An 8,900-nucleotide genomic window follows, 5' to 3' on the forward strand; every position below is an offset into this window, starting at 1 on the left:
AGCACCGGGGCAGAATACCTGCGGAAGGGTTAGGCGGAGAGTGTCTGCCCCCACCCAGCCCTCCCCCGCCTGAACTCGGCTGTTGCCGAGTTCAGCTCCCAAGGACCGAAGCCGGAAACATCCGGCTTTGGGGCGGGAGAGGGTTCGCACCGCGCCCGGTCGACAGGCCGGCTCTCAAAACCGCGCCGGCCCTTTTCCGCTCACACGATCTGGGCGGCGTCGGCGAAGGCGAGGCGCGGCAGGCGGGGCATTACCTTTTCCGGGTCGCCGTGGCCGATGGCGGCGATGAAATTGGTCTTCACCGTGCCGCCGGGGAAAAATTCCGCATCCACCTTGGCCGCGTCGAAGCCGGACATGGGACCCACGTCCAGCCCCAGCGCCCGCGCCGCGAGGATGAGATAGGCGCCCTGCAGCGAGGAGTTGCGGAAGGCGTGGGGCTCGATGGCCGCCGGATTGTTCACGAAGACGTCGCGGAAGCCCGGATTGTGCGGAAACACTTCCGGGATCTTGTCGTGGAAGGCCAGATCATAGCCGATGATGGCGATGACCGGCGCCGCCAGCGCCTTCACATTGCCGGGCGACAGGGCCGGGCGCAGGCGCTCCCTGGCCTCGGCGCTGGTGACGAAGACGAAGCGGGCGGGCTGGGTGTTGGCGGAGGTGGGGCCGAACTTGACCAGATCGTACAGGGCGCGGATCTCCGCCTCGGTCACCGGCTGGTCGGTCCAGCCGTTCTGCGAGCGGGCGTCGAGGAACAGGCGGTCGATGGCGGCCTGGTCGATCTTGCTGGTCATGCTGAATGGTCCTTGGGGCAGCCGGGGCGCGGCGTGTGCCCGCGCGCTCCGGATCGGAAGCGTCGCCACGGAGGTAGGACGGCGCGGGCGCCGGTACAATGGCCCGGCTTGCAAGCATGCCCTTGCACATCTGCACGGCGGCTGTCATCAGCGCGCCTGATCCCTCCTCCCCCACAATTGATGGGCGCTCCGCCGCCGAAGCCTCCATATGCCGACGGCCGATGCGCATGACTTCTCGCCGTTGGTCTTGAGCCCGCGCGGCGCCTGAGCGATACCCTCTCGGCATCGGTCGAAGACCAAGGCCGATGGTATGAGCCGCCGCCTGTCCCGATTGCTCCGTTCCGCGAGCCCGCCATGAATTCGCGTGCGTTCCCTGCGCCAGAAGAACCCGCCTCCGCCGCTGCCTCCCCGAAGCTGCCGCTTGCGCCTGTCGGCGCGGGGGAAGACCCCTATCTGGAGCGGGTGCGCGACCACATCCGCACCCTGCCGGAGAGCGGCATCGTCGAGGTGATGAACTACGGCCGCGACCGCCCCGGCATGATCCCGCTCTGGGCCGGGGAGGGCGATGTCGCCACCCCGCCCTTCATCTGCGAGGCGGCGGCGACGGCGCTGCATGCGGGCGAGACCTTCTACACCTGGCAGCGCGGCCTGCCGGAACTGCGCATCGCCATCGCCCGCTACATGGCGCGCACCTATGGGGTTCCGGAAAATCCGGACCGCTATTTCGTCACCGGCTCGGGCATGCAGGCGATCCATATCGCGTTGGCCATGGCGGTGGGGGCGGGGGACGAGGTGATCATTCCCTCCCCCTCCTGGCCCAATGCCGCCGCCGCGGCGCAGAAGGCGGGGGCGCGGCCGGTGTATGTGCCCTTCGCCTATGGCAGGGACGGCTTCAGCCTCGACCATGAGCGGCTGGCGCAGGCCATCACCCCGCGCACCCGCGCCATCTTCCTGAACACCCCGGCCAACCCCACCGGCTTCGTGGCCACTCCCGACGACCTCAGGGCGGTGCTGGACCTGGCCCGCCGGCACGGCCTGTGGATCATCGCCGACGAGATCTACGGCCGCTTCTATTATGGCGACCAGCCCCGCGCGCCGTCCTTCCACGACGTGATGGACGAGGACGACCACATCCTGTTCGTCCAGACCTTTTCCAAGAACTGGGCCATGACCGGCTGGCGCGTGGGCTGGATCGAGGCCGACCCGCGGCTCGGGCAGGTCATCGAGAACCTGATCCAGTATTCCACCTCCGGCGTCGCCGCCTTCATGCAGCGCGGCGCGGTGGCGGCGCTCGATCAGGGCGAGGATTTCGTCGCCGCGCAGATCGCCCGTGCCCGCAAGGGCCGCGACCTCGTCGCCGACGCGCTGATCGGCACCGGGAAGGTGGACCTGGTGAAGCCGCCTGGCGCCTTCTATCTGTTCTTCGGCATCGCGGGCCGGCGGGATGTGCGCAGCCTGGGCCTCACCCTGGTGGACGAGGCCAATGTGGGCCTTGCCCCCGGCACCGCGTTCGGTCCCGGAGGGGAAGGCTTCATGCGCCTGTGCTTTGCCCGGGGCGAAGCTCAGCTCGCGGAGGCCAGCCGGCGCCTCGTGGCCTGGCTGATGGGGCAGGGGCTTCAGGGAGACGGGCTCACGGGAGACGGGCCCGAGGGGACGGACGCGGCGTGAGACCTCTTGCCTCTCAGCTGCGGTTGGCCGTCGCGGCGGTGGTGACGCTGGGGGCGGGCGCCCTCGGCGGCGCCGTGTTCGCGGCCCTGGGCCTGCCCGCCGCCTGGATCTCCGGCGCGCTGGTGGTGTCCATCGCCCTCGCCGTGGCGGGGGTGCGCATCGCGGTGCCCGAATGGGTGCGCTTCCTCGCCTTCATCGTGCTGGGCACCTCCATGGGCACGGCGCTGACGCCGGACACCTTCGCCCGCGCCGCCACCTGGCCGGTGAGCATGGCGTGCCTTGGGGCCAGCGTGCTCGCCACCATGGCCGGGGGCGCGCTGTTCCTCACGCGCGTCGCCGGCTGGAGCCGGGAGACCGCCTTCTGGGCCTCCGCCCCCGGCGCCTTCGGCACCGTGGTGGCCATGGCCGCCGACACCAACGCCGACCTGCGCAAGGTGGCCTTCGCCCAGGCCCTGCGCCTGTTCCTGCTGGTGGTGGCGCTGCCCAACGTGCTGGGCACCGCCGGGCTCACCGCTGGTGGCCTGCCGCTGCCGCCCCACGTCTCGACGGTGCCGGAGGTGGCGGTGCTCTTCGGCGTCTGCGTGCTCACCGGGCTGGGCGCGGCATGGCTGAAGGTGCCGGGCGGGCTCATCCTCGGCGCGCTCGCCGGCAGCGCGGGGCTGCATGCGACCGGCCTCTCCAACGCGGTGCTGCCGCCGTTTCTGGTCGTGCCCGCCTTCGTGGTGCTCGGGGCGAGCGTGGGGGTGCGCTTCCTCGGCACCACGCTCGGCACCATCCGGGCCTATTTCCTCGCCTCGCTCGGGGCCTTCCTGGTGGCGGTGAGCATCTCCACCCTGTTCGCCCTGCTGGCGGCCTGGCTCACCGGGGATGATCTGGGCAAGCTGGTCACCGCCTTCGCCCCCGGCGCGCTGGAGGCGATGACCGCGCTCGGCTTCGCCCTCGGCTACGACCCGGCCTTCATGAGCGCCCACCACCTGTTCCGCTTCGCCGGCCTGTCGGTGGCCCTGCCGGTGGCGGCGCGGCTGCTGTTCGCGGCGGCGGAAGAGGTCAAGGAGGTGGCAAAGCACCGTAGTCCGCAGGAGGGCGAGCACACGAAATAGTGTATCGGCTGCGTCAGCGCGGCGCTTGCCCGCGCCCGGGGGCCGCTCCTAACAAGCCTCACCTTTCGTCATCATGGCGGTAAGCTGAGGAGAATGGGCTTGCGGATACTCGATGATTTGGCCCTGCTCGCGGGCCGGTTGCTGATGGCGTCCCTGTTCCTGCCCATGGGCATCGGCAAGATCGGCAACGTCGCCGGCTTCGCCGCGAGCCTCGCCGCCAAGGGCGTGCCCATGCCGACGGAGATGGCCTATGCGACCATCGTGGTGGAAGTGGGCGGCGGCCTGCTGCTCATCCTCGGCGTCCTCCCGCGCATGGTCGCGGTGGTGCTGGCCGGCTTCGTGGTGATCGCCACCGCCACCTCCCACGTGTTCTGGACGGTTGCGGACCCGGCCGCGGCGATGGGCCAGCAGATCCATTTCCTCAAGAACGCGTCCATCATGGGCGGCCTGCTGTTCTATTTCGCCGCCGGTCCGGGCCGCTTCGCCCTCGGCCGCAAGGAATGGAACTGAGCGCCGTTTGATCATTCGCCCGGATGGGGGATTGCAGCCCTCGCACCGGCTTTATCACCGTGATGGCCGGGCTTGACCCGGCCATCACGGTGTGATCGCGGCTGTGCCCTTTGAATTTCAAAACAGGCCCTGAGCAGGGCGCGCGTCCCGAGCGGCGGCCTATTCGCAGCCGTAGCGGTGGAGGTCGGAGCCGTGGCGGCGCAGCCAGGCTTCTGCCTCCCGGCGGTGCGGGCACACCTGCTCCACCAGCCGCCAGAAGCGCGGCCCATGGTTCATCTCCAGCCGGTGGGCGACCTCGTGGGCGGCCAGATAATCCTGGACGAAGGTCGGCGCCATGATCAGCCGCCAGGAGAACGACAGGTCGCCCCGCGCCGAGCATGAACCCCAGCGGCTCGCCGTATCCCGCAGCGTGATGCGGCCCACTTCGACCTTCAGCGCTGCCGTATAGGTCTTCACGGCGGCGCCAAGCGCCTGCCGCGCCTCGCGTTTGAGGTAGTCCTGCACCCGCCGCGCCAGATGGGGCGCTTCGCCCGCCACATGCAGGGCGGGGTGGCCGTCGGCGTCCGGCGCCGCCCAGACGGTGCCGCGGGCCTGCGGGGAATGGACGATGCGATGGGGCGTGCCGTGGAGCGGGATCAGTGCGCCAGCCTCGAACAGCACCTTTTCGGGCAGGCGCACCAGGCGCACCCGCACCCATTCGCGATGGCGGTGCACGAAATCGCGGGCGAAGGCGAGGGGCACGTGGGGCGGGGCGGTGAGGGTCACGTCCCGCGCAGCGGCGCGGACGCGGAGGGTCAGGCGCTGCGCCTGGGGGTGCCGGCGTACCGCAACGCGCAGCAACCCGTCATCGAGCATCAGCTCGATCCATTCCGCCGCCCGCGGTGCGGGCGGCTTGGGGTCGTGACGGCGGAACAGCATGGGGACAACCGGGGCGACGTTACCTCCGCATCTTCCCCTCAATTGCTTCGCCCTGCCAGTGCTAAGTCGGAGCAACCCGGGGATAAAAGGCGGTCACGTTCTTGTTGAGCGCAAATACGTCCGGGCCGTCCTCGACCGCCTCGGCGGCGGGCCGCTCGCTGGGGCGCCGGGCGGTAGCGCCGCGCGGCAGCTCCTGGGACAGGATGAAGTCGGCGATGCGCGGGGCGATCTCCGAGCGGAAGCGCGAGCCGTTGAACACACCGTAATGGCCGACGCCCGGCTGCTCGTAATGGGCGCGCTTGTCCTCGGGAATGCGCGGGCAGATCGTATGCGCCGCCTTGGTCTGGCCGATGCCGGAGATATCGTCCTTCTCGCCCTCGACCGTCATCAGCGCGACGCGGTGGATGGCCTCGGGCTTCACCAGCTGGGAATGGTGCATGATCTCACCCTTGGGAAGGGCGTGGGTGATGAACACGTTCTCAACCGTTTCAATATAGAACTCGGCCGTCAGGTCCATGACCGCGAGATATTCGTCGTAGAAGTCGCGGTGCTTCTCGGCCGAATCGCCATCGCCCTGCACCAGATGGTGGAACAGGTCCCAATGGGCCTGCAGGTGGCGGTCCATGTTCATGGACATGAAGCCGTTGAGTTGCAGGAAGCCGGGATAGACCTCGCGCATGGCGCCCGGATGCGACCACGGCACGGTGGTGAGCACGGTGCGCTTGAACCAGTCGATGCCGCGGTCCTTGGCGAGGGTGTTCACCGCCGTGGGCGCCTCGCGGGTGTCGATGGGGCCGCCCATGAGGATCATGGACTTGGGCACGAAGGGGTCTTCCTCCGCCTCCATGCGCGCCACCGCCATCATCACCGGAACCGCCGGCTGGCACACCGCCATCACGTGGCAGTCGCCGCCCAGGCGGTGGAAGATGGAGATGAGGTAGTCCACATAGTCCGACAGGCTGAACCGCCCCTCGGTGAGGGGGACGAGCTTGGCGTCGACCCAATCGGTGACATAGACGTCATGGGTGGGCAGCATGGCTTCCACGGTGCCGCGCAGCAGCGTGGCGTGGTGGCCCGACACCGGGGCCACGATGAGCAGGCGCGGCTGCGGCTGGCGCGGCGGATATTCGAACGCGCGCTCGAAATGCAGGAGGTTGCAAAAAGGTCGGCGCCACACGGTATTGATGTGGACAGGCACGCTCTGGCCGTTCGCCACAGTGTGGGTGATGCCCCAGTCCGGCTTGCCGTAGCGCCGCGTGGTGCGCTCGAACAACTCGCAGGCGGCCGCCATGGACTTGCCGAGGGTGGTGTGAGACACCGGATTGATCGGATTGTTGAGGGCCGCACGGCTGGCATCCGCCACCGCCCGCGATGGGTTGAGCGCCGCATAGCCCATCTCGTACATCCAGTAGAGCGGGGTCGAAAGGCCGACATCACCCTGGCGCGGCAAACGCAGTGCGCTCGCGAACTCACCGATTGCCATCTGCGCTCCTCACGATTAGTGCGCTCCGTTACGGTTGGCGCCTTCCGGAAACGTGAGCGCACTTGCAGGTTTGGTCAATGCCGACAAAAGACATAGAGTTCGCTTCGCGCTCGCTTATGGCATCCGGGCCACTATTCCCTTGCGTCATCTTGGGCGCAGGCAAGGTTCCAGGGCGCGCTCACTCCCCTGAAGGTGCTGATCTGAAAGGCGCACGCTCATGAGCACCGCCTTCGTCACGCCACCGCACGGCCGCTCTTTCGGGCTGCGCCTCGACACGCTGATTCGGCTGCGCTGGCTCGCGATCTCGGGCCAGGTGCTGGCACTGGTGGTGGTGAACCTCGGGCTTGGCTTTCCGCTGCCGCTGACCTCCTGCCTTGCGGTGGTGGGCCTGTCGGCGCTGGTGAACGTGCTGCTGCGGGTGAAATATCCGGTGGCCCGCCGGCTCGGCGATGCCGCTGCCGGGCCGCTGCTGGCCTACGACGTGCTCCAGCTCACCGCCTTGCTCTACCTGACCGGCGGGCTGAAGAACCCGTTCGTGCTGCTCTATCTCGCGCCGGTCATGATTTCTTCCACCGCCCTGTCCTGGACCACCACGGTGCTGCTGGGCCTGCTCGCGGTGGCCTGCGCCGGTACGGTGGGCCTGTGGGCGTGGCCGCTGCCGTGGGTGGGCGGCGACCTGCCGGTGCTGCCGGACCTCTATCTCGCCGGCATCTGGGTGTCCCTGTCGGTGGCGGTGGGCTTCATCGGCATGCATGCGTGGCGGGTGGCGGAAGAGGCGCGGGAACTGGCGGAGGCGCTCGCGGCCACCGAGCTGGTGCTGGCGCGGGAGCAGCATCTGTCCGCCATCGATGGCCTTGCTGCCGCCGCCGCCCACGAACTGGGCACGCCGCTCTCCACCATCGCCCTGGTGGTGAAGGAGATGCAGCGCTCCATGACCGATGGCGATCCCCACGCGGAGGACGTGGCCCTGCTACGCGACCAGTCCAACCGCTGCCGCGACATCCTGCAGAAGCTCACCTCCCTGAGCGCGGGCGACGCGCCGTTCGACCGCATGCCGCTGGCGCTGCTGCTGGAGGAGGTGGTGGAGCCGCACCGCAATTTCGGCATCGCCATCAACGTCCAGGTCAAGGACGATCCGGACGCGCCGGTGATCGCCCGCAATCCGGGCCTGCTCTACGGCCTGGGCAATCTGGTGGAGAATGCGGTGGATTTTGCCGCCACGCGGGTCGATATCAGCGCCCAGTGGAGCGTGGCCGGCCTCGACATCGTGGTGGCCGACGATGGCCCGGGTTTTTCGCCGGAGGTGAGCGGGCGCATCGGCCAGCCCTATGTGACGTCCCGGGCCCGCGACCGCCTGGAAGAGGACGGGGAGAGCGGGCTGGGGCTCGGGTTCTTTATTGCCAAGACCCTGCTTGAGCGCACCGGGGCGACCCTGACCTTCCAGAATCGCTTCCCGCCGGAGACCGGTGCGGTCATCCGCATGCACTGGCCGCGCAAGGCACTGGCCATTGAGACGGATGACTACGCGACAAAGGGACGCGGATCGGATTAATCTACCAGGCAGTCGGCGTAGAAAGCCGCAGCCAGTTCTGTTCGTAGCCGGCCCTGCCGGAGCTGGATTTTTGAGGAAGACGTTATGAATGAGACGACGCCGCCCGACGTGGGGGAAGACCGGTCGGTTCTGATCGTGGACGACGACCGTTCCTTCCTGCAGCGCCTCGCACGGGCCATGGAGGCCCGCGGCTTCGAGGTGGCCACGGCAGAGACGGTTGCCGATGGCCTCGCCCGCGTGGAAGCCTCGGCGCCCGCCTATGCGGTGGTGGACATGCGCCTCGGCGACGGCACCGGGCTCGACGTGATCTCGGCGCTGAAGCGGCACCGGCCCGGCGCGCGGGCCATCGTGCTCACCGGCTACGGCAACATCGCCACAGCGGTGACGGCGGTAAAGATGGGCGCGGTGGACTATCTGGCCAAGCCCGCCGATGCCGACGACGTGGTGGCTGCGCTGCTCGCCAGCGCCGATCACAAGCCGATCCCGCCGGAAAATCCCATGTCTGCCGACCGGGTGCGGTGGGAGCACATCCAGCGCGTCTACGAATTGTGCGGACGCAACGTCTCCGAGACCGCGCGCCGCCTCTCCATGCATCGCCGCACGCTCCAGCGGATTTTGGCCAAGCGCGCGCCGCGGTAGGGGTTCGCGCTTAGGCAAGGACCTGGCGCGCCGCGGTAGCGGCTCGCGCAAGGATGGGGCAGGCGCGCCGCGGTAGGGGTGCGCGCAGGGATGGGGCAAGCGCCGCAGTCGGTGCGATGTCTCGTCTTGGAAAGCTGCGGCGTCGACCGGGCACGGTGTGGAACCCTCTCCCGCCCGAACTCGGCTGTTGCCGAGTTCGGTTCCCCAAGAGCCGAAGCCGGAAACATCCGGCTTCGGAA

General features: G+C 68.9%; 8 protein-coding genes. 5 read left to right on the forward strand and 3 right to left on the reverse strand.

The window, feature by feature from the left end:
• Positions 1–200 precede the first annotated feature (200 nt).
• Positions 201–791, reverse strand: coding sequence for a malonic semialdehyde reductase (locus V5F48_RS24585; RefSeq protein WP_394260591.1), 591 nt, complete (start codon positions 789–791; stop codon positions 201–203).
• Between the two features lie 354 nt (positions 792–1,145).
• On the opposite strand from V5F48_RS24585, the gene V5F48_RS24590 reads away from it, so the two are divergent.
• The 3 genes from V5F48_RS24590 (at position 1,146) to V5F48_RS24600 (ending at position 4,069) form a co-directional block, all read left to right on the forward strand.
• Positions 1,146–2,459, forward strand: coding sequence for a pyridoxal phosphate-dependent aminotransferase (locus tag V5F48_RS24590; RefSeq protein ID WP_394260592.1), 1,314 nt, complete (start codon positions 1,146–1,148; stop codon positions 2,457–2,459).
• Complete coding sequence (locus V5F48_RS24595; RefSeq protein WP_394260593.1) at positions 2,456–3,559, forward strand: AbrB family transcriptional regulator; 1,104 nt, start codon at positions 2,456–2,458, stop codon at positions 3,557–3,559. The genes V5F48_RS24590 and V5F48_RS24595 overlap by 4 nt, the downstream gene beginning before the upstream one ends.
• Before the next feature lie 93 nt (positions 3,560–3,652).
• Positions 3,653–4,069, forward strand: coding sequence for a DoxX family protein (locus V5F48_RS24600; RefSeq protein WP_394260594.1), 417 nt, complete (start codon positions 3,653–3,655; stop codon positions 4,067–4,069).
• A gap of 159 nt (positions 4,070–4,228) precedes the next feature.
• On the opposite strand, the gene V5F48_RS24605 is transcribed toward V5F48_RS24600, so the two are convergent.
• Positions 4,229–4,987, reverse strand: coding sequence for a M48 family metallopeptidase (locus V5F48_RS24605; RefSeq protein ID WP_394260595.1), 759 nt, complete (start codon positions 4,985–4,987; stop codon positions 4,229–4,231).
• 61 nt (positions 4,988–5,048) lie between these two features.
• A complete protein-coding gene (locus V5F48_RS24610) occupies positions 5,049–6,470 on the reverse strand; it encodes a polyhydroxyalkanoate depolymerase (RefSeq protein WP_394260596.1) in 1,422 nt (473 codons plus the stop codon).
• A 217-nt stretch (positions 6,471–6,687) separates the two neighbouring features.
• Between V5F48_RS24610 and V5F48_RS24615 the strand changes: the two genes are divergently transcribed.
• A complete protein-coding gene (locus tag V5F48_RS24615) occupies positions 6,688–8,022 on the forward strand; it encodes an ActS/PrrB/RegB family redox-sensitive histidine kinase (protein ID WP_394260597.1) in 1,335 nt (444 codons plus the stop codon).
• An 84-nt stretch (positions 8,023–8,106) separates the two neighbouring features.
• Positions 8,107–8,661: an ActR/PrrA/RegA family redox response regulator transcription factor gene (locus V5F48_RS24620; protein ID WP_138400236.1), complete on the forward strand. Its 555-nt coding sequence runs from the start codon at positions 8,107–8,109 to the stop codon at positions 8,659–8,661.
• The last annotated feature ends 239 nt before the right edge of the window (positions 8,662–8,900 follow it).

Source organism: Xanthobacter autotrophicus ATCC 700552 (assembly GCF_043194565.1).
Taxonomy (GTDB): domain Bacteria; phylum Pseudomonadota; class Alphaproteobacteria; order Rhizobiales; family Xanthobacteraceae; genus Xanthobacter; species Xanthobacter autotrophicus_F.